This is a genomic window from Enterococcus saigonensis (genome assembly GCF_011397115.1).
Lineage (GTDB): Bacteria > Bacillota > Bacilli > Lactobacillales > Enterococcaceae > Enterococcus_C > Enterococcus_C saigonensis.
In genome coordinates this window covers 2,185,216-2,203,840 of the sequence record NZ_AP022822.1, presented here as the reverse complement: position 1 = coordinate 2,203,840, position 18,625 = coordinate 2,185,216, and the positions used below count along the sequence as shown (strand labels likewise).

The 18,625-nt window shown below is 36.9% G+C and carries 20 protein-coding genes, 1 pseudogene and 1 other annotated feature; of the genes and pseudogenes, 18 read left to right on the top strand and 3 right to left on the bottom strand.

What is annotated here, in order from left to right; translation table 11 throughout:
• The first annotated feature begins 50 nt into the window (after nucleotides 1-50).
• The 4 genes and pseudogenes from EsVE80_RS10465 to leuD all read left to right on the top strand — a co-directional run bounded on the left by EsVE80_RS10465 (nucleotide 51) and on the right by leuD (nucleotide 4,526).
• Nucleotides 51-1,568 carry a 2-isopropylmalate synthase gene (locus EsVE80_RS10465; protein WP_173103660.1) on the top strand — a complete coding sequence of 506 codons (1,518 nt, stop codon included), beginning with the start codon at nucleotides 51-53 and terminating at the stop codon, nucleotides 1,566-1,568.
• Nucleotides 1,569-1,598: 30 nt separating this feature from the next.
• Nucleotides 1,599-2,651 (top strand): 3-isopropylmalate dehydrogenase, encoded by a 1,053-nt coding sequence (leuB, locus tag EsVE80_RS10460; protein ID WP_173103659.1) that lies wholly within the window; start codon nucleotides 1,599-1,601, stop codon nucleotides 2,649-2,651.
• 57 nt (nucleotides 2,652-2,708) lie between these two features.
• Nucleotides 2,709-3,936, top strand: a pseudogene (locus EsVE80_RS10455) (3-isopropylmalate dehydratase large subunit).
• Nucleotides 3,936-4,526, top strand: a complete 591-nt coding sequence (gene leuD, locus EsVE80_RS10450; protein WP_173103658.1) for a 3-isopropylmalate dehydratase small subunit — start codon at nucleotides 3,936-3,938, stop codon at nucleotides 4,524-4,526. Before EsVE80_RS10455 ends, leuD begins: the two are co-directional and overlap by 1 nt.
• 58 nt (nucleotides 4,527-4,584) lie before the next feature.
• Here the strand turns inward: leuD and EsVE80_RS10445 are convergent, their stop codons facing one another.
• Nucleotides 4,585-5,004 carry a MarR family winged helix-turn-helix transcriptional regulator gene (locus EsVE80_RS10445; RefSeq protein WP_173103657.1) on the bottom strand — a complete coding sequence of 140 codons (420 nt, stop codon included), beginning with the start codon at nucleotides 5,002-5,004 and terminating at the stop codon, nucleotides 4,585-4,587.
• A 109-nt stretch (nucleotides 5,005-5,113) separates the two neighbouring features.
• On the opposite strand from EsVE80_RS10445, the gene EsVE80_RS10440 reads away from it, so the two are divergent.
• Both EsVE80_RS10440 and EsVE80_RS10435 read left to right on the top strand, forming a co-directional pair.
• Nucleotides 5,114-5,527 carry an Ohr family peroxiredoxin gene (locus tag EsVE80_RS10440; RefSeq protein WP_173103656.1) on the top strand — a complete coding sequence of 138 codons (414 nt, stop codon included), beginning with the start codon at nucleotides 5,114-5,116 and terminating at the stop codon, nucleotides 5,525-5,527.
• Nucleotides 5,528-5,542: 15 nt separating this feature from the next.
• Complete coding sequence (locus EsVE80_RS10435; RefSeq protein WP_173103655.1) at nucleotides 5,543-6,484, top strand: NADP-dependent oxidoreductase; 942 nt, start codon at nucleotides 5,543-5,545, stop codon at nucleotides 6,482-6,484.
• A gap of 96 nt (nucleotides 6,485-6,580) precedes the next feature.
• On the opposite strand, the gene EsVE80_RS10430 is transcribed toward EsVE80_RS10435, so the two are convergent.
• Nucleotides 6,581-7,600: a PocR ligand-binding domain-containing protein gene (locus tag EsVE80_RS10430; protein ID WP_173103654.1), complete on the bottom strand. Its 1,020-nt coding sequence runs from the start codon at nucleotides 7,598-7,600 to the stop codon at nucleotides 6,581-6,583.
• A gap of 235 nt (nucleotides 7,601-7,835) precedes the next feature.
• Between EsVE80_RS10430 and EsVE80_RS10425 the strand changes: the two genes are divergently transcribed.
• From EsVE80_RS10425 to EsVE80_RS10370, 12 genes are all read left to right on the top strand, one after another.
• Nucleotides 7,836-8,975: a glycerol dehydrogenase gene (locus EsVE80_RS10425; RefSeq protein WP_173103653.1), complete on the top strand. Its 1,140-nt coding sequence runs from the start codon at nucleotides 7,836-7,838 to the stop codon at nucleotides 8,973-8,975.
• Between the two features lie 31 nt (nucleotides 8,976-9,006).
• On the top strand, nucleotides 9,007-9,402 hold the full coding sequence (dhaM, locus tag EsVE80_RS10420; protein ID WP_173103652.1) for a dihydroxyacetone kinase phosphoryl donor subunit DhaM: 396 nt from the start codon (nucleotides 9,007-9,009) through the stop codon (nucleotides 9,400-9,402).
• 5 nt (nucleotides 9,403-9,407) lie between these two features.
• A complete protein-coding gene (gene dhaK / locus EsVE80_RS10415) occupies nucleotides 9,408-10,391 on the top strand; it encodes a dihydroxyacetone kinase subunit DhaK (RefSeq protein WP_173103651.1) in 984 nt (327 codons plus the stop codon).
• 25 nt (nucleotides 10,392-10,416) lie between these two features.
• Entirely contained in the window at nucleotides 10,417-11,013 is a 597-nt protein-coding gene (gene dhaL / locus EsVE80_RS10410; protein WP_173103650.1) for a dihydroxyacetone kinase subunit DhaL, read from the top strand.
• A gap of 45 nt (nucleotides 11,014-11,058) precedes the next feature.
• A complete protein-coding gene (locus EsVE80_RS10405; protein WP_173103649.1) occupies nucleotides 11,059-12,225 on the top strand; it encodes an iron-containing alcohol dehydrogenase in 1,167 nt (388 codons plus the stop codon).
• A 261-nt stretch (nucleotides 12,226-12,486) separates the two neighbouring features.
• Nucleotides 12,487-12,696, top strand: a complete 210-nt coding sequence (locus tag EsVE80_RS10400) for a hypothetical protein (protein WP_173103648.1) — start codon at nucleotides 12,487-12,489, stop codon at nucleotides 12,694-12,696.
• 214 nt (nucleotides 12,697-12,910) lie between these two features.
• Nucleotides 12,911-13,036, top strand: a sequence feature (ribosomal protein L20 leader region).
• Nucleotides 13,037-13,061: 25 nt separating this feature from the next.
• Complete coding sequence (gene infC / locus EsVE80_RS10395) at nucleotides 13,062-13,583, top strand: translation initiation factor IF-3 (protein WP_016173761.1); 522 nt, start codon at nucleotides 13,062-13,064, stop codon at nucleotides 13,581-13,583.
• 52 nt (nucleotides 13,584-13,635) lie between these two features.
• Nucleotides 13,636-13,836 carry a 50S ribosomal protein L35 gene (rpmI, locus tag EsVE80_RS10390; protein WP_016173762.1) on the top strand — a complete coding sequence of 67 codons (201 nt, stop codon included), beginning with the start codon at nucleotides 13,636-13,638 and terminating at the stop codon, nucleotides 13,834-13,836.
• A gap of 62 nt (nucleotides 13,837-13,898) precedes the next feature.
• Entirely contained in the window at nucleotides 13,899-14,258 is a 360-nt protein-coding gene (gene rplT / locus EsVE80_RS10385; RefSeq protein WP_173103647.1) for a 50S ribosomal protein L20, read from the top strand.
• Nucleotides 14,259-14,498: 240 nt separating this feature from the next.
• Nucleotides 14,499-14,855 (top strand): YxeA family protein, encoded by a 357-nt coding sequence (locus tag EsVE80_RS10380; protein ID WP_173103646.1) that lies wholly within the window; start codon nucleotides 14,499-14,501, stop codon nucleotides 14,853-14,855.
• An 8-nt stretch (nucleotides 14,856-14,863) separates the two neighbouring features.
• Complete coding sequence (locus EsVE80_RS10375) at nucleotides 14,864-15,610, top strand: ABC transporter ATP-binding protein (RefSeq protein ID WP_173103645.1); 747 nt, start codon at nucleotides 14,864-14,866, stop codon at nucleotides 15,608-15,610.
• A gap of 12 nt (nucleotides 15,611-15,622) precedes the next feature.
• Nucleotides 15,623-17,431, top strand: coding sequence for an FtsX-like permease family protein (locus EsVE80_RS10370; protein ID WP_173103644.1), 1,809 nt, complete (start codon nucleotides 15,623-15,625; stop codon nucleotides 17,429-17,431).
• A 506-nt stretch (nucleotides 17,432-17,937) separates the two neighbouring features.
• Here the strand turns inward: EsVE80_RS10370 and EsVE80_RS10365 are convergent.
• Nucleotides 17,938-18,546: a DUF1054 domain-containing protein gene (locus EsVE80_RS10365; RefSeq protein WP_173103643.1), complete on the bottom strand. Its 609-nt coding sequence runs from the start codon at nucleotides 18,544-18,546 to the stop codon at nucleotides 17,938-17,940.
• Nucleotides 18,547-18,625 lie beyond the last annotated feature (79 nt).

Here is an 18,625-nt window from a genome sequence, read left to right as displayed (position 1 = left end):
GAAAAGACGACGGCGTTATAAATACAGTATCTAAACAAGGAGGAAATTTCATGCGCAAAATTCAGTTTTTTGACACAACTTTACGGGATGGCGAACAAACCCCCGGCGTTAATTTCAATACCAAAGAAAAAGTACAGATTGCTTTACAATTGGAAAAATTAGGCATTGATATAATTGAAGCTGGTTTTCCTATTGCCTCAGTGGGAGATTTTGAGGCTGTAAGAGCAATTGCAAAAGTAGCAACTACAATGACGGTCGCCGGATTAGCCCGTTGTCAAAAAAAAGATATTGATCGTGCTTATGAGGCACTACAATCTGCTAAATTTCCTCAGATACACGTTTTTTTGGCCACAAGTGATGTACACATGCAGTACAAATTAAAAATGACTGAAAGAGAAGTATTACTTGCCATCAAAGAACATGTGCGTTATGCAAAAGAGAAATTTACGCAAGTTCAGTTTTCACCAGAAGATGCTACCCGCACGAGAAGAGAATTTTTATTACAAGCGGTTCAAACAGCAATTGATGCTGGCGCTACAATCATCAATATTCCTGATACTGTGGGCTATTCCAATCCGACTGAATACGGAGGGTTGTTCAAATTCTTATTGGCAAATATTCAAAGTAAAGAAGACATTATTTTTTCTTCTCATTGTCATGACGATTTAGGCATGGCTACGGCGAATGCATTAGCGGCAATTGAGAATGGTGCCAACCGGATTGAAGGAACGATAGGTGGGATTGGTGAACGGGCAGGAAATACAGCGTTAGAAGAAGTTGCTGTAGCTTTACACATCCGCCGTGACTTTTATCAATATGAAAGCAACATTCAATTACACGAAACAAAGCGAACAAGTGATATAATTTCCCGTCTTTCCGGTATTTCTGTACCGCGCAACAAAGCGATTATTGGAGGCAATGCTTATGCTCACGAGTCGGGTATTCACCAAGATGGCGTTTTAAAAAATCCAGAAACCTATGAAATTATTACACCACAATTAGTGGGGGTAAAAACGAACTCTTTGCCGCTGGGAAAACTTTCTGGCCGCCACGCGTTTGTAACCAAAATGAAGGAATTAGGTTACGACTTGTCTGAAAAAGAGGCTGAACCTCTTTTTAAACGTTTTAAAAATTTAGCAGATAAGAAAAAGCAAATTTCCGATGACGATTTGGTAGCCTTAGTAGTTGATCAAGTACGTCAAGCTGAAACATCGCTTCATTTAGCCGGCGTTCAACTGCAATATGTTTCCAATGGCCATCAAGGTGCAATTGTCTCGGTTAAGAGCCAAGAAGGTCAGACGAAAATTGCTTCAGCTATAGGCTCTGGTAGTATTCAAGCAATTTATAATTCAATTGATCAGATTTTTGAACAACAACCGGTTCTAATTAGCTATGACATTACAGCATTGACTGCTGGAGAAGATGCGCAAGCAGAAGTACGGGTTGTAATAGAATGTCCTAATACAAAAAAACAAATTAATGGAATTGGGATTGATTTTGATGTTCTAGAAGCGTCGGCTAAAGCATATGTTCAAGCTAGTAGTAACTTGAAGCGTCTTTCAACGTGAGATAAAAAAGTGAGAATAAGGGGTCATGAGATGAAAAAAATTACGGTTTTAGCAGGAGATGGAATTGGGCCAGAAATTATGAATAGCGCCATTGCAGTATTACAAGCTGCTGCACCCAAATACGAGCAAGAATTTCAATTTGATTCACAACCTTTTGGGGGTGCAGGAATTGAAGATAGTGGTAAAGGATTGCCCTCAAAAACATTAGCCTCTTGTCAAAACGCTGATGCAATTTTATTAGGGGCTATCGGTGGTGGCGTGAATTCATCGTGGGAGAAGGCTGAACAAACGCCTGAACAAGGTCTCCTAGCTTTACGAAAAGCGCTAAATTTGTTTGCCAATATTCGCCCTATTAGCGTACCAGATGCTTTATTAGCGTTATCACCTATTAAAAAAGAAATTGTTAAAGGTACAGATTTTATCGTTGTTAGAGAATTAACCAGTGGAATATATTTTGGAAAACCAAGAGAGCTACAAAAAACAGCGGCTTTTGATACTTGTTATTATACAGAAACAGAAATTACACGAATTGCTCATCAGGCATTTCAAATCGCACAAAATCGGAATAAAAAAGTTACGTCAGTAGATAAAGCCAATGTTTTGGCTACAAGCAAATTATGGCGCAAAGTTGTGACGGCAGTTTCAAAAGAATATCCCGATTGTACATTAGAGCATCAATTAGTTGATTCTTGTGCGATGCGAATTGTGCAACAACCAACAACATTTGATGTAATCGTCACCGAAAATTTATTTGGGGATATTTTAAGTGATGAAGCTTCCGTTTTACCAGGGACATTAGGTGTATTGCCAAGTGCGAGTCATAGTGAAAAAGGTGTTTCTTTATACGAACCAATCCACGGTTCAGCGCCAGATATTGCCGGACAAAATATTGCCAATCCAGCTTCAATGATTTTATCTGCGGCTTTGATGCTGCGACAAAGTTTTAATGAAGAAAAAATGGCTCAAGCAATTGAAGCGGCAGTTTTTGCTGTTATAAATGAGGGAATTGTTACGGCTGATCTAGGCGGTAATGCCAAAACAACGGAATTTACTGCAGCTGTGATTAATAAAATTAAAGCATAAATCGATAGAGATTTAAAAATGAAAAGACAAGCAAGTGACGTTAGCAGGAGGAAAAAGATGGGAAAAACACTTTTTGATAAAGTTTGGGAACGCCATGTAATTACAGGAGAAGAAGGAGGCGCCCAACTATTATATGTAGATTTACAATTAATTCATGAAGTCACTTCACCGCAAGCTTTTGAAGGCTTGCGACAATGGGTCAAAAAATCAAGGAATTGTGCATATGGTGGGACCTGAAATGGGATTGACACAACCGGGAAAAGTAATTGTTTGTGGTGATTCCCATACAGCGACTCATGGAGCTTTTGGTGCAATTGCTTTTGGGATTGGTACAAGTGAGGTGGAACATGTTTTTGCTACTCAAACAATTTGGCAAAAAAAGCCAAAACGTATGGGGATTAAAGTGACGGGTCAACTACAACTAGGCGTTTATGCCAAAGATATTATCTTAGCTTTGATTGCTAAATATGGTACGGATTTTGGTGTTGGATATGCTGTGGAATTTTTTGGAGATACAATTACAAATTTATCGATGGAAGAACGCATGACAATTTGTAATATGGCAATTGAAGGTGGAGCTAAAATGGGGATGATAGCTCCGGATCAAAAGACGTTTGACTATGTCTTAAACCGTAAATATGCACCTGAAAATCGGACAGCAGCAGTTCAAGATTGGCAGAAACTTTACACTGATGAAGACGCAAAGTTTGATGCATTATTAGAATTGGATGCAAAAAATTTAGCACCGTATATTACCTGGGGCACTAACCCGGAGATGGGAATTTCTGTTGAAGAAAGATTTCCTGCAATTAAAGATCATAATGATGCGTTAGCTTATGACTACATGAATTTGAAACCGGGACAAGCCCCTAATGATATTCCAATTAAATATGTTTTTATTGGCTCTTGTACCAATGGCCGGCTTTCAGATTTACAAGAGGCTGCTAAAATTGTCGCAGGCAAAAAAATTAAAGCAGACGTTACCGGAATTGTTGTCCCAGGTTCACGACCAGTAAAAAAAGAGGCTGAAAAATTAGGATTGGATGAGGTTTTTAAAGCAGCCGGATTTGAATGGCGAGAACCAGGATGTTCCATGTGCTTGGGGATGAACCCAGATAAAGTTCCAGAGTTTGTCCACTGTGCTTCTACATCTAATCGCAACTTTGTTGGCCGTCAAGGGAAGAATTCCCGAACGCATTTGTGCAGCCCAGCTATGGCTGCTGCCGCTGCCTTAAACGGCACTTTCGTCGATGTGAGAAAAATTGTGAAAGGGGCGATTTGTTGATGGAATCATTTAAAATCTATACAGGGATGCTCGTTCCATTCCTAAATGACAATGTGGATACCGATCAAATTATTCCAAAAGCGTATTTGAAACGTGTCGATAAAAAAGGCTTTGGACAGTTTCTTTTTGATGATTGGCGCTATTTATCAAATCGTCGTCTCAATCCTGAATTTGTTTTAAATTTTCCTCACTATCAGAATGCTACGATTTTAATTTCAGGAGATAATTTTGGTTCTGGTTCTTCTCGCGAACATGCTGCGTGGGCTTTAATGGATTATGGATTTAAAGCAGTAATTGCCGGCAGTTTTAGCGATATTTTTTACATGAATGCCACAAAAAATGGTCTATTACCAATTGTTTTAAATAAAATAGCGCGCGAAAAATTAGCCGCGTTACCGCCAAAGACAGAAATTACGATTGATTTACCAAATCAAGTTGTGAAAACTAAAGAGACTACATTTTTATTCACTATTGATGCGGCATGGAAAAATAAATTGGTGAATGGTTTAGATGAAATTGATAGTACCTTAGAAGCTGAGACCTTGATTAGTCAATACGAAAACGAAAGAGTTCCCATTTATTGGCAATAATAAAAAAACTTCTGACACAGTCTCTTATGTAACAAGAAACTGTCAGAAGTTTTTTAGTTTAAAAAGCTAAATTTAATTGATACAAGAAATGCATCAACTGAGGATAGTCAACATTGGGATTCCGAGTTTTGAGATCGTGATAAATTTTTTTTGAAATTGCCGGTAACTGCGCTTTCACTGTCTGTCCTTTTTGCGTTAAATCAATTTTTAAAAGGCGTTCATCTGTTTCAGACCGAGTACGGTGTAATAATCCCTGGTGTTCCATCTTTTTTAAAAGTGGACTTAAAGTCCCAGAATCTAAAAATAATTTTTCGCCTAAATATTTAACACTCATATTGTCTTCAATTGCCAATAATGCAATAAAGCTAGTATAAGTTAAGTCTAATTCAGCTAAAAAGGGTTTATACAGACGTATTATTTCTTTTGAGGCGACATAAAGTTGGAAACAAAGTTCTTTTGTTAAAAAATCTTCCGTCAAATTTTTCACGTCCTTTTGCTTTCTTTTAGTCTAAGCAGAATTCAAATTTTTGTCAAATACAATTAAATTGTATACAATTTAATTGTACGCTAAGAAAGAGGGGGATAAGATGAAAAGAATTTATACGACCAAAATGATTAATACTGGGGGTAGATCAGGAGAAGTTCATTCTCCTGACCACACATTTGCTTTAAATATTTTACCTCCTGGTAGCAAAGAAGAAGGTGCAACAAATCCAGAACAACTTTTTGCTGCTGGCTATAGTGCGTGTTTTAATAGTGCGCTGTCTTATATTAAAGAGCAAGCGGGTTTTGAAGGGGAATCTACTATTGAAGTAACAGTATCTTTGTATAATTTAAGCCAAACGGAGTTACCTGATGTACAATTAAGCGTTGAAATCACTGGGCACATTGCAAATGCAACAATTGAAGAAACAATGGAATTGTTACAAGAAGCTCATGAAGTTTGCCCATATTCTCGTGCGACAAAAGGAAATATTAAAGTAGAAATTAAAGCTTTTTAACAAGGAGAGAAAACTATGAATACACGTGCCATTACGATTAATCAGTATGGTAGTAGTGAAGGTTTAGATGAAGAAGTCGTTAACTTACCCAATTTAAAAGCAAATCAAGTTTTAGTTCAAGTTAAAGCAACGTCAATTAATCCAATTGATTGGAAATTGCGAGAAGGCTATTTGAAACAGATGTTTGATTGGGAGTTTCCAATTATTTTAGGCTGGGATGTGGCTGGAATTATCACATCTGTTGGAGAAGGCGTTACAGACTGGAAAGTAGGAGATCGTGTTTTTGCCCGCCCTGCCACGACACGCTTTGGAACTTATGCTGATTACACCATTGTGGATACTACACTTTTAGCTGAAATTCCCGCGAATGTTTCTTTTGAGGATGCTGCAGCTGTTCCTTTAGCAGCTTTGACAGCTTACCAAGGCTTGTTTGATCACGGTCATTTACAAAAAGATGAAAAAGTTTTGATTCACGCTGGTGCTGGCGGGGTCGGAACGTATGCAGTTCAATTGGCTAAAGCATATGGCGCAAAAGTATATACCACTGCTAGTAAAAAAAACCATGAGCTCCTCTATCAACTGGGCGCAGAGAAAGTAATTGATTACCACGATGAAAATTTTGCCGAAGTTTTTTCTGACATGGACTTGGTATTAGATACAATGGGTGGAACAGTTCAAGAAGATAGCGTTCAATCGCTTAAGAGCAACGGACGCTTAATCTCAGTGTTAGCTATTAGTAACCCGGATTTAATGATAGCTAAAAATATTGCTGCACAAGCTATTTGGTTAGAGCCAAATGGTGAAGAATTGACTAAATTAGCAAAAATGATGCAAGCAGGGCAATTAAAAAGTATCATTGGAGCCAAATTTCCGCTAACAGCTGCGGGGGTGAAATCTGCCCACGAGCTAAGCGCAACTCATCATGCAGTGGGAAAAATTGTTTTAATTAATGAATAAAAAAACAACATCAATTGTGGAAGCTGAGTCTTTGAAAGAGACTTCTTGCAGTAGCACAATTGGTGTTGTTTTTTCTTATCAAGTTAGCTGTATCATTTAGCGACGATTTTGTTGACGCCATTTTAAGGGAGTCAAACCTTTAATTTTTTTAAACGAGCGAATAAAATAGCTGGGCTCAATATAACCGAGCTCCTCACTAATTTCGCTAATTGTTAAATCGGTATCTTTTAGTAATTCTTCAGCCCAATAGATTTTTAGTTTACTATAGATTTGACTAAACGGTTCACCAAATTCTTCTTTTAAAAGCCGACTTAAATGACTAGGACTTAAATTTATTAATTGTGCCAAGGTCGGCAAATCTACATGACTACCTTTATTTACAAAGACAGCATCAACAGCAGGTTGGAGTATTTTGTTTTTAGCTTGATAGATGCCACTAGTTTGACTTAAACGTTTTTCTAAAACAGATTGGCGGATATCTTCTTGAATGAAAGATAAATCGATAGGTTCTTTGTTTTCCACAATAGGAAAATTAGCGGGACGTTTTGTTAGGCGTAAGGTTTGTTGATAGGCTTTAATTAGGTAATCTTTTTTTATGGCCTCGGTGACGATATATTCACTTAGTTGTTCCAACATACTAGCAGCGTTATTTAAGTCTGCTAAACTAAAATGAGGATAAGCATCAATTAAAGACTGATGTTCGGCTTTAAAGGCGACGACATCTGCGCGGGTATCTAAATTCAAAATTTGTTCAAATTCTTCTTGATCCTCATCGAGTAAAATTTCTCCTGCCATAATAGCACCTACGTAATTGTTATCCACCATAATTGGAATTGCCAAATCAATAATATCAAAATGACAACGATAAATAAAAGGTTCCCCGGTACGGACAGCTTCTAACCCGCCACGAGCATCGCATTTTTCACAAAACTGAGCTAGTTCAGGATGATTGCGTGCTAAGTTACAAAAAGATTTTACTTGACTATGTTTTGTAATAGGTTTTCCCCGGTAATCAACCAAGATAATGGCTAAATGAGTAGCAATAGCAATGCTTTCTTGAAGCCGCTCCCATTTTTCTAAATCTAAAACTCTCTCAATTTCAAATTGCGCGCGCATACCTTTCCTCCTTTAACTTCATTATAGAACTTTTTTTCTTGATGACAAATAATTACTATTTCGCAAAAAAGTTCAATTAAAATTTAAAAGAAAGCGCTGTCAAAATCCCGTGTCCTTTTGAATGTAAGCGGTTATTATTAGGGACGTAGAGAAGAAAGAGATCGTCAGATTTAGACTATCTTCAACTCCCAATTTATAAATTAGTACAACTACAGTTAACAAGGAGGAATTCATCATGAGAAAAGCATTAATCTTACCAACAAAATATGTTCAAGGAGAAAATGAATTACTTAATTTAGGGTATTTTGTCCAAACATTCGGCAAATCAGCTTTACTAATCGCAAATCCAGAAGATGTCAAACGGGTTAAACCGCAATTAGACGAAACGACTAAAAAATTCAATATTACATTTGTAGAAGGCGGTTTTAATGGAGAAGTTACTCGTGCGGAAACAAGACGACTACAAGCTGTAGCAAAAGAAAATCATACTGATGCCATTATTGGACTAGGTGGCGGTAAAGCAATCGATGCCTCGAAAGTCGTTGCAGAAGGGGAACATCTAATTATTGTACCTACGATTGCAGCTACAGACGCGCCAACATCTCACTCAGCTGTTTTATATCATGAAGATGGTTCTTTTGATGATTATGCTTACTTCAAACAAAGTCCAAGTGTTGTTTTAGTAGATACTACAGTAATCGCAAAAGCACCAACTCGTTTTTTAGTTGCGGGAATGGGTGATGCTTTGTCTACTTATTTTGAAGCTAGAGCAACGCATAATTCATATTCACGCGTAAATGCTAGTTTGCCAATGGGATCAAGAGAAGGATTAACTCCCAATGCAGCAGGGACTTATGCTGCATTAGCAATGGCTAAATTATGTTGGACGCATTTACAAGAAGATGGATTAAAAGCCAAAATTGCAGCGGATAGTAATTTAGTAACAGAATCTTTAAATAAAATTGTTGAAACCAATATTTTACTTTCTGGCCTTGGTTTTGAAAGTGGCGGGTTAGCAGCTGCACATGCGATTCACAATGGGATGACTGTTTTACCAGGCGCTCATGGTTACTTACATGGTGAAAAAGTTGCTTTTGCGACGATTGTTCAATTAGTTTTAGAAGATGCGAACAAAGAAGAATTAGAAGCTGTAATGGATTTTAGTGCTTCTGTTGGGTTGCCGTTAACATTGGCTGATTTGGGTGTTGAAACGATTACGTTTGATGAGGCGATGGCAGTTGCCAATATTGCATGTATTCCTGAAGAATCAATTCATTCGATGCCGTTTCCAATCGTCGCAGAAGAAGTAGCTAACGCGTTGATTGTGGCAGATAAAATTGGTCAAAATTACAAAGAACGTCACGGATTGGCATAGAATTATTATTGACGAAGGAGTAGGTTATTCCATGAAAAAAAGCATCTTATTAGTTTCCCATAGCAAAGAAATTACTGACGGGATTAAAGCAATGGTGGAACAAATGTCACAAAAAGAAGAAGTGTCCATCTTTTCATTAGGTGGCACAACAGACGGTGAATTAGGCAGCGATCCGACTAAAATTATTGCGGCGGTAGAAGCTTCACCAGATGCAGCATATTATCTGGTTTTTGCAGATCTAGGCAGTGCCGTTTTAAGTGCAGAGCTAGCCTTTGATATGCTTTCAGAAAGTGCCCAAAAAAAATATCACCTGATTGATGCCCCTTTAGTTGAAGGTGCTTTTGCCGCTGCAATTACAGCGGGGATAACAGACGATATGGAAAAGATTGTGTTAGAAGCTAAACAAGCAGGGCAGAAAGGCTGGTAAACAAAATGAAAAAAATTATTAACGATCCAAGTATGATTGTTGATGAAATGTTGCACGGCATAGTAAAAAGCTATCCTGAAATACTTCACCAAGTAGAAGAATCTCGCGTAGTGGTAAAAAATAAAAGAAATAAACAAGTTGGTCTTGTATCTGGCGGCGGCAGTGGGCACGAACCAGCTCATGCTGGGTTTGTCGGTGACGGAATGTTGAGTGCGGCTGTTTTAGGTGATGTCTTTACCTCACCTACTCCGGATCAAATTGAAATTGCTATCAAAGAAGCAAATCAAGGAGCAGGTGTTTTATTAATAGTTAAGAATTATACGGGTGATATTTTAAATTTTGAAATGGCAAAGGATATGGCTGAATTAGAAAATATTCCCGTTGAAATGGTTATTGTAGATGATGATGTTGCTGTAGAAAATAGTACCTATACTGCAGGAAAACGTGGTGTAGCTGGAACTGTTTTGGTGCATAAAATTTTAGGTGACGCTGCTAGAACTGGTTTATCTTTGATGAATTTAAAAGCTTTAGGAGAGAAAATTGTAGCTGAAATAAAAACTATCGGGGTTGCGTTATCGGCAGCAACTGTACCAGAAGTTGGCAAACCTGGTTTTGTTTTATCAGAAGATGAAATTGAATTTGGGGTCGGTATTCATGGAGAACCTGGTTATCGGCTTGAAAAAATGCAGACTTCCAAAGAAATGGCCCAAGAATTAGTCAGCAAAATTTTAACCCAATATAGTCAAAAACCTAGTGAAGTTGGAGTATTGGTTAATGGTATGGGAGCAACGCCTTTAATGGAACAATTTATCTTTATGAATGATGTTTTGACCGTATTAGCGCAACAAAGTATTACTGTTACGTTTCATAAAGTAGGCAATTACATGACTTCTATTGATATGGCGGGAGTTTCTTTGACACTGTTTAATGTAACAGATTCTAGTTGGTTAACGGCGTTAAATAGTGAAGTTAATACGATTTCTTGGTAGAAAATAGAAGAATGGAAGGTAAACAATGGAAATAACAGTAAAAGAATTGCAAGAATGGCTGGCAGATTTTGCAACTGAAGTTAAAGCTAAAAAGGATTATCTAAGTGAGCTAGATACACCCATTGGTGATGGAGATCATGGAAATAACATGGCTCGTGGAATGGAGGCTTATGAAGAAAGTTTAGCCAAACAAAAGCCAACTACAATTAGTGATACATTTAAAATTTTGGCAATGGCTCTCATTTCTAAAGTTGGTGGAGCTTCAGGACCGTTATATGGCTCGGCGTTTATGAATATAACGAAAGCAACAAAAGATATTACTGTCATTACGCATCAAGCAGAGTTAGGCAGTTTATTGGAGACAGGCTTGAAAGGAATACAACAACGGGGAAAAGCTGAAGCTGGCGATAAAACAATGGTAGATGTTTGGTTTCCAGTTGTAACAGCATTAAAAGAAGAAAGTTTAACTTCTGAAAAAATTGAAGCTGCCAAAGAGTCAACTAAAAATTTAGTCGCCAAAAAAGGTAGAGCTTCTTACCTTGGAGAACGAGCCGTCGGACATATAGATCCAGGTGCTGCCTCAAGTGCTTTATTATTTACAACGCTTTTAAAATTTTGTTAAAGGTTTTGGATAGTTTATTACCATTTATTTTACAAAGGAGAAAATATGAAAACTAATTTTGATTTTATGATGCCCAGTGTCAATTTCTTTGGACCGGGTGTTATTGAAAAGATTGGCCAACGTGCCAAAATGTTAAATATGCAGAAAGTTTTAATTGTAACCGATAGTTTTTTGAAACAAATGGAAAACGGACCAGTTAAACAAACGGAGGCTAGCTTACGTGCTGCTGGTGTATCTTATGCTATTTTTGATCAGGTAGAACCGAATCCTAAAATTCGAAATGTAAAAGCAGGGGCGGCACTGTATAAAGCTGAAAACTGTGATTCAATCATAACCGTGGGTGGTGGTTCAGCTCATGATTGTGGTAAAGGAATTGGGATAGTTTTGACGAATGGTGAAGATGTCACAAAATTAGCAGGAATCGAAACATTAGACAAACCATTACCGCCATTAATGGCAGTGAATACAACCGCAGGCACTGCTTCTGAAATTACCCGGCATGCAGTTTTGACAAACGAAGAAACACATTTGAAATTTGTAGTGGTATCTTGGCGAAACGTTCCGTTAGTTTCTTTTAATGATCCGTTATTAATGTTAGATGTTCCAACAAAATTAACTGCTGCTACAGGGATGGATGCATTATGCCATTGTGTAGAATCTTATGTTTCAGAAAATAGCAATCCTATTACTGATGCGCAAGCTATTCAAGGGATGAAATTGATTGGGCAATATTTACGTCGAGCTGTGGCAAATGGTCATGATCTAGAAGCTCGCACCAACATGGCGTATGCTTCTTTACTAGCGGGTATGGCATTTAACAATGCTGACTTAGGTTATGTTCATGCGATGGCACATCAACTAGGTGGACAATACGATGCCCCTCACGGTGTGTGCTGTGCGGTGTTAATGCCAACTGTGGAACGTTGGAATATGATCGCTAGTCCGGAACGCTTTGCCGATATCGCTGTTTTTTTAGGCGAAAATGTTAACGGTCTGTCAAAAATGGCAGCTGCTGAACGTGGTATAGCAGCATTAGAACGTATTTCAGCAGATGTCGGCATTCCGGCAAATATTAAATCTATTGGCGCTAATCCTGCTGATTTTAAAGTGATGGCAGAAAATGCTTTAAAAGATGGCAATGCTTTTTCCAATCCTCGAAAAGGGTCAAAAGCAGATATTATTTCACTTTTTGAAGCAGCCTATAATGCTTAATTAAAAAGATATTAGGTGGTATTAAAACCGTCATAGTAGCGCCTTTTATTTAAACGACTACTCCTACTCGTCGTTTGTTGACAGGAATGTCAGCAAAAGAGCTGTGACAAAAAATGTCACAGCTTTTTTGGTTAGAAAGCTTATAAAAAGTTTAGTAAAGTATAAAATCGTATAACTATTAGGCGAACTATTTTAGTTTTAATGACAAAAATGATACGCTTACATTGAAGTTGAATCAGATAATAAAAAGGAGTGATGAAAATGGACGAAAAGGAAAAACAATTGGCAGACTTAGCCAAAGAAGCAAAAAAAGATAAAACGATGGAAAAAATCGATGAAATGGAAAAAGAATTGCAACTAGATGATGACAATGAAAAAAAAGATGACCAAGAAAGTAAAGGGCTTGAAAAGGTGTTAGAAGATACACCGTTACCTGGTGCCAATTTTCGTGGCCCGAACCAAACCTTTTAGTGATCACTAAAAATAAATTTATAAAGAGCTAAAAGTTAATAGGAAGCCGTCTTCTAAGTTTGCAGTGACCTGAAAAATTAAACTTTTGGATTGATGTTTTTGGGTGACAATAAAAGAAGATGGCTTTTTTGGGGAAAAGAAGTTTATTAAATATTAGACAAGTTTCGTTCTTGTTGACAAAAAAAATTGGATATAGTATATTATACAAGTTGAGAAATGAAAGCAGAAGCACCCGCTTCTCGCCTTAGTGAAGATATTGCTGGGCAGAATAGTTAAATCGCTTGTTTGCAAGCTGATTTTGCGCGCGGGTTCGAATTCGAACTCGTTTTTTTATTGCTTTCTCTCTTCAAAAAACTTGGAGGTGAATGACCATAGCAAAGGATATGATGGTAAACGACGGCATTCGTGCACGTGAGTTGCGTTTGATCGATCAAAACGGTGAACAATTAGGTGTTAAAACTAAAGCAGAAGCATTGAGTATTGCAGAACAAGCAAATCTTGATGTCGTTTTAGTAGCTCCCGGTGCGAAACCACCAGTAGCGCGGATCATGGATTACGGGAAATATCGTTTTGAACAACAGAAAAAAGATCGTGAAGCTCGTAAGAAACAAAAAGTGATCAACATCAAAGAAGTTCGTTTAAGTCCGACAATTGACGTCAATGATTTCAATACAAAACTGCGTAATGCACGTAAGTTCCTAGAAAAAGGAGACAAAGTGAAAGCTTCTATCCGTTTTAGAGGTCGTGCCATTACCCACAAAGAAATTGGTCAGAAAGTCCTTGATCGCTTAGCTGAAGAAGTTGCAGATATCGCAGTTGTTGAGCAAAAAGCGAAGATGGACGGACGCAGCATGTTTCTAGTGGTTGCACCAAAACCTGAGAAATAAGCGTCAGTCAGTCAAAGTTCATGAAGAATTGATTTTGAGGAGGAAATTAGTTATGCCAAAACAAAAAACACACCGCGGTTTAGCAAAACGCGTAAAACGTACCGGTAAAGGCGGATTAAAACGATTCCGCGCGTTTACAAGTCACCGTTTCCACGGCAAAACAAAAAAGCAACGCCGTCAATTGCGTAAAGCAAGCATGGTGTCAGCTGGCGATTACAAACGTATCCGCCAACAATTAGCTCGCATGAAATAAGCGAATTAAACCCTTGCTTTACTATTCAAAAATTCGAGATTTATTTTTAGGAGGAATTAAACATGGCACGTGTTAAAGGTGGAACAGTAACTCGTAAACGTCGTAAAAAAGTGCTTAAATTAGCTAAAGGTTACTACGGTTCCAAACATACTTTATTTAAAACAGCAAAAGAACAAGTAATGAATTCATACAACTACGCATATCGCGATCGTCGTCAGAAAAAACGTGACTTCCGCAAATTATGGATTGCGCGTATCAACGCAGCAGCTCGTATGAATAACTTAAGCTACTCAAAATTGATGCATGGCTTAAAATTGGCTGAAATCGACATCAACCGCAAAATGTTAGCTGATCTTGCAGTTAACGATGCAGCAGCTTTCACTGCCTTAGCTGACCAAGCGAAAGATGCTTTAGCAAAATAATTAAATCATATGATTTTTGCCACTCTTTGAGAGTGGCTTTTTTTTATAGCAATTTTTTAATAACACGGCGTCATTATTCCTCTGAAATCTTGATATATATATATAAGGTGATTAATAAGCATAATTTTTAATTTTATATTTTTAAAATGACAGTATTGTTAGTTTTTTGACAGATAAATAAATTTTGCTTTTTCTTGATAAAGTCCATAATAAAAGCATAGATGAAAGGAATGAAAGAATATGAAAAAATTACTTATTATTCTGGTTTCGCTTGTAGGAATTGGATTTGTTGGTCTAAAAGTAGCCGACTTCTTTATCATGGGTGGCGAACAATATTATGTAAAAATTACAACCAACGGGCAAAGAGAAGATGGAAAATCTGACTCTGGTGAAAATATCACACAATATAAATACTCTTTACCGGGTTATGATAAAGAAGGAAATGAAAAACAAATGGACTTCAGTGCTTTCAAAGATCGTCCTTTAAAAAAGGATGCCTATTTAAAAATAACTTGGAATAAAAATAAGGGCGTCACTTCGTATGAAGAAGTCACAAAAGCTGATGTACCCAATGCAGCAAAAGAAAAATTAGGTTAGGAGAAGTTATGGAAAATATAGTAGAAATTAAAAACGTCAAAAAAACGTATGGTACAGGGAATCAAAAGAAAACAGAAGCATTAAAAGGAATCTCTTTTGATGTGGAAAAGGGTGAATTTATTGGGATTATGGGGGCTTCTGGTTCTGGTAAATCCACGTTATTAAATATTTTGTCAACTTTGGACAAACCAACTGCTGGAAATGTTACCATCAATCAAAAGGATGTAACTAAATTAAAAGGAAATCAATTGGCGGATTTTCGAAGTGAAGAAATTGGCTTTATTTTCCAAGATTTCAATCTTTTAGAGAATATGACGGCGGCAGAAAATATTGCAGTTCCTTTGTCATTACAAGGAGTAAAGCCTAAGGAAATCAAACAGCGAGTGAAAAAAATTGCAGAACGATTATCCATCACACATATTTTAGACAGCTATCCTGCTGCGATTTCCGGTGGACAAAAACAACGGGTTGCAGCAGCGCGGGCATTAATTACACAACCGACTATTTTATTAGGTGATGAACCAACAGGAGCTCTCGACTCTAAAAGCGCACGAGATTTATTGGATACTATGGAAGAATTAAATGTAAAAGATCGTGTCTCTATTTTATTAGTAACACATGATCCTTTTTCAGCAAGCTATTGTCAAAGTATTTTGTTTATTAAAGATGGCGTAATTCACCAAGAACTTAAACGAGATGAGCAGACGCGAGAAGAATTTTATCGTGAAATTTTAGCGCTTCTAGCTGAACAGTAAGGGGGAATTTAGATGCTTTTGAAATTATCTCTTACAGGTATTAAAGGAAAATTACGGGATTATTTAGTTCTATTTTCCGGTTTAGTAATGGCTTCGGCGATATTTTATATGTTTGAATCAATGGCAACAAACAAAGCCTTTTTAGAAAGTAACTCGATTATTTCAGCTGTCGTGATGATTTTTCATCTTGGCTCAGTGTTACTCGCTATTATTACATTGGTTTATATTCTTTATGCCAATTCATTTTTGATGACAATGCGGCAAAAAGATTACGCGATGTTTATGATGTTGGGAGCAAAAGGACGTAAAATTGCGCAGCTAATCTTTGTAGAAACACTGTTTATTGGTCTTTTAGCGACAGTTGTGGGTTCCGTATTTGGGGTTGGGCTATCTGTTGTTGTTAATCAGTTATTAACAAAACAACTGGATGTTCAAGTACAGCACTTTTCCCCCTTTAATACCGAAGCTTTATTGATTACATTTGTCTTTTTCATCATTCTATTTTTAGTTTCGGCGGTGATTAACGCAGGTTCAATGGTAAAAAAACCAATTTTAACTTTATTGCGAGCCAGCGAAACTCCTACGAAAAGCCAACGAAAAAATAGTATATTATTTATCGAAGCTCTTTGCGGAATTGCATTTTTAGCAGTGGGGTATTGGATGATGACCCAAGCTAACGAAGTAGGATTGACAGCCTTAGTAATTGCTTTAGTTACGATTGTTTTGGGAACATATCTTGTCTTCCACGGTGTTCTAATTTTCATTTTACAGCTTTTAAAACGTTCCGACCACTTAGTTCTAAAAAAATTGAATGGCTTTACCTTTTCCCAATTAAGTTTCCGCATCCAAGATTATACGCGGATGTTGTCAATGGTAGCCATGTTATTTGCATTAGCTTTAGGAGCGTTGACGGTAGGGTTAGGTTTCCGCAATGAGATTCCTAAAATGACTGAAAAAACTTCACCTTATGATTTAGTATTAAATAATGCTCAAAAAGCGACGCAAGATGAAGTAGAGGCATTGAAACCAATTGAAAATACAACGTATTTGCAAAAAGAAGATGATAAAACTGTTTATTATCTAAAAGATCAATTTAATTCAAAACCTTTAACTGCTGTAGTTTATGAGAAAAATACAGCAAGAAAAACAAAATACGATGGTAACAAATTAGCATCTGATGTGCAGGCGATGGATGGCTTGCGTTCTTTAGAACTACCTAGCCAACAAACGAAAGAACATCAAGTTGTTGCACAGGAAAGGTTTGAATCACTTGATTTACCCGTAAAACAATTGCAAGTGGTAAAAGTGAAGGATTTCCTAGCAGCTTTACCACAATTGAAAAAATTAACAGTCGAAAATGAAGCGATAAATAATAAAGAATTGAGTGATTCTGCCGCAATGGGTGGACTTGGTCAAAAGGTGGACGCCTATATAGTTTTTAATGGGATGTTTTCTGGTTTTGAATTTATGGGCTTTTTCTTAGGCATTGCCTTTTTAACGATGCTAGCAAGCTGTTTAATGTTTAAAATCTTATCTGGAGCCAATAGTGATGTTCGCCGCTATGCAATGTTAAATAAAATAGGGACCCGTAAAAGTTTATTAAAAGCTTCTTTACGCAAAGAAATTGGGATTCTTTTTCTCGTACCTGGAATTCTTGGTGTAATTCATGTTCTGTTTGGTTTACAAATGTTCACGACTTTATTGAGTGAACCATATAGCGGGATTGCTGTTCCATTTACCATTTTCTTTGTCCTTTATTTTTTATATTATGTACTGACAGTTTGGCTATATAGTGGCATTGTATTAAAGAAAATAAAATAAAAACGAAAAAGCATCCTCCTTTGGAATAAGGGAGGATGCTTTTTATTAAGCAAAGGACAGAATTGATTATAAAGAATTGTACTTGATTTAAGAAAATTTATTTCTAAAAAGCGATAAATAGTCAAATTAGCGAGATTGAAAGATAGAAAGCAGTTCTCCTATCACTTGGCTATGCGTGTTATTGCTTAATAGCTTATATGCAACAAATTTACTTGGATGAAGTACCAACTATGTTGGAGAAAGACTTCTAATTGTGCATTAATAATTGGTAAGAGGATAATTCCCAACAGTAGAGTAAGTATTAAGAAAATAAAAGGATGAAAAATAGATTTTTTTTGAACCATAAAAGTAACCCCCATTAAAAATGTTGTCTTTATTATAGGAGCTTAAACTCTAACTGAACAGGAACATTGTTGTAAGGAAAAACAAAGAGAACTGACAGTTTAGAAAATAAAAAATGAGTGAACTTTCAAAAGAAAATATAGGTTAAAACAGTAGGTATTTTATTAGTGTATTTCATTTAACAAAGAATATAACGGTAGCAGTTTGATATAAGTTGTTTCCATATATTGGAAAGCTGTATCAGGATGCTCCCACAATTCACTTTCTTTTTTAATGATGCGGCCAATTTGAAATTCAGCTTTTTTAATTGTTTGGAGACGTATTAGAGCATTTTCTAAATTTTCTTTTGTTAGTGGGAGTATTTCTGACTTGGTATGATCCAAACTGATCACGGTATCTTTGGGCAAGGTATCAAATAGAGATAGATTTTTTAGTAACAGTTCTGCCATTTCTTTTTGTCCTTTAGGCTGGTCAATAATAGAAAGCCACATAAAAACGTATTCTGGCCAAATGCCAATTTGAAAATGAGAGCTCATTTTATACCCCCTTTTCCCCTCACTCATAGCAGCCCAAGTATTTTCTGGTGGGTGAACGGTTCTACGGCGATGTTGGGCAAGGTGAAGATAAAAAGGGCGTTTGTAGTGTTGTGTGAACATTTCGCAAATGGGTTGACCAACCGCTGTAAAAATTGGTTGAATCTCGCTGCGGATAGCTGCCATTCGTTCCTCTAAACTCAGCGCATTAAAAACGGTAAAACTTTTTTCATTAAACATTTTGTAACTCCTTTTAGTCATTGTTAGATTAAAGATAGCATATTTCTATTTTTAGATAAAAAATAACGAATAGAAAAAA

Coding starts and splice junctions, on each gene's coding strand:
- EsVE80_RS10465 (WP_173103660.1), top strand. CDS start 51: ATGCGCAAAATTCAGTTTTTTGACACAACTTTACGGGATGGCGAACAA.
- leuB (WP_173103659.1), top strand. CDS start 1,599: ATGAAAAAAATTACGGTTTTAGCAGGAGATGGAATTGGGCCAGAAATT.
- leuD (WP_173103658.1), top strand. CDS start 3,936: ATGGAATCATTTAAAATCTATACAGGGATGCTCGTTCCATTCCTAAAT.
- EsVE80_RS10440 (WP_173103656.1), top strand. CDS start 5,114: ATGAAAAGAATTTATACGACCAAAATGATTAATACTGGGGGTAGATCA.
- EsVE80_RS10435 (WP_173103655.1), top strand. CDS start 5,543: ATGAATACACGTGCCATTACGATTAATCAGTATGGTAGTAGTGAAGGT.
- EsVE80_RS10430 (WP_173103654.1), bottom strand. CDS start 7,600: ATGCGCGCGCAATTTGAAATTGAGAGAGTTTTAGATTTAGAAAAATGG.
- EsVE80_RS10425 (WP_173103653.1), top strand. CDS start 7,836: ATGAGAAAAGCATTAATCTTACCAACAAAATATGTTCAAGGAGAAAAT.
- dhaM (WP_173103652.1), top strand. CDS start 9,007: ATGAAAAAAAGCATCTTATTAGTTTCCCATAGCAAAGAAATTACTGAC.
- dhaK (WP_173103651.1), top strand. CDS start 9,408: ATGAAAAAAATTATTAACGATCCAAGTATGATTGTTGATGAAATGTTG.
- dhaL (WP_173103650.1), top strand. CDS start 10,417: ATGGAAATAACAGTAAAAGAATTGCAAGAATGGCTGGCAGATTTTGCA.
- EsVE80_RS10405 (WP_173103649.1), top strand. CDS start 11,059: ATGAAAACTAATTTTGATTTTATGATGCCCAGTGTCAATTTCTTTGGA.
- EsVE80_RS10400 (WP_173103648.1), top strand. CDS start 12,487: ATGGACGAAAAGGAAAAACAATTGGCAGACTTAGCCAAAGAAGCAAAA.
- infC (WP_016173761.1), top strand. CDS start 13,062: ATGACCATAGCAAAGGATATGATGGTAAACGACGGCATTCGTGCACGT.
- rpmI (WP_016173762.1), top strand. CDS start 13,636: ATGCCAAAACAAAAAACACACCGCGGTTTAGCAAAACGCGTAAAACGT.
- rplT (WP_173103647.1), top strand. CDS start 13,899: ATGGCACGTGTTAAAGGTGGAACAGTAACTCGTAAACGTCGTAAAAAA.
- EsVE80_RS10380 (WP_173103646.1), top strand. CDS start 14,499: ATGAAAAAATTACTTATTATTCTGGTTTCGCTTGTAGGAATTGGATTT.
- EsVE80_RS10375 (WP_173103645.1), top strand. CDS start 14,864: ATGGAAAATATAGTAGAAATTAAAAACGTCAAAAAAACGTATGGTACA.
- EsVE80_RS10370 (WP_173103644.1), top strand. CDS start 15,623: ATGCTTTTGAAATTATCTCTTACAGGTATTAAAGGAAAATTACGGGAT.
- EsVE80_RS10365 (WP_173103643.1), bottom strand. CDS start 18,546: ATGTTTAATGAAAAAAGTTTTACCGTTTTTAATGCGCTGAGTTTAGAG.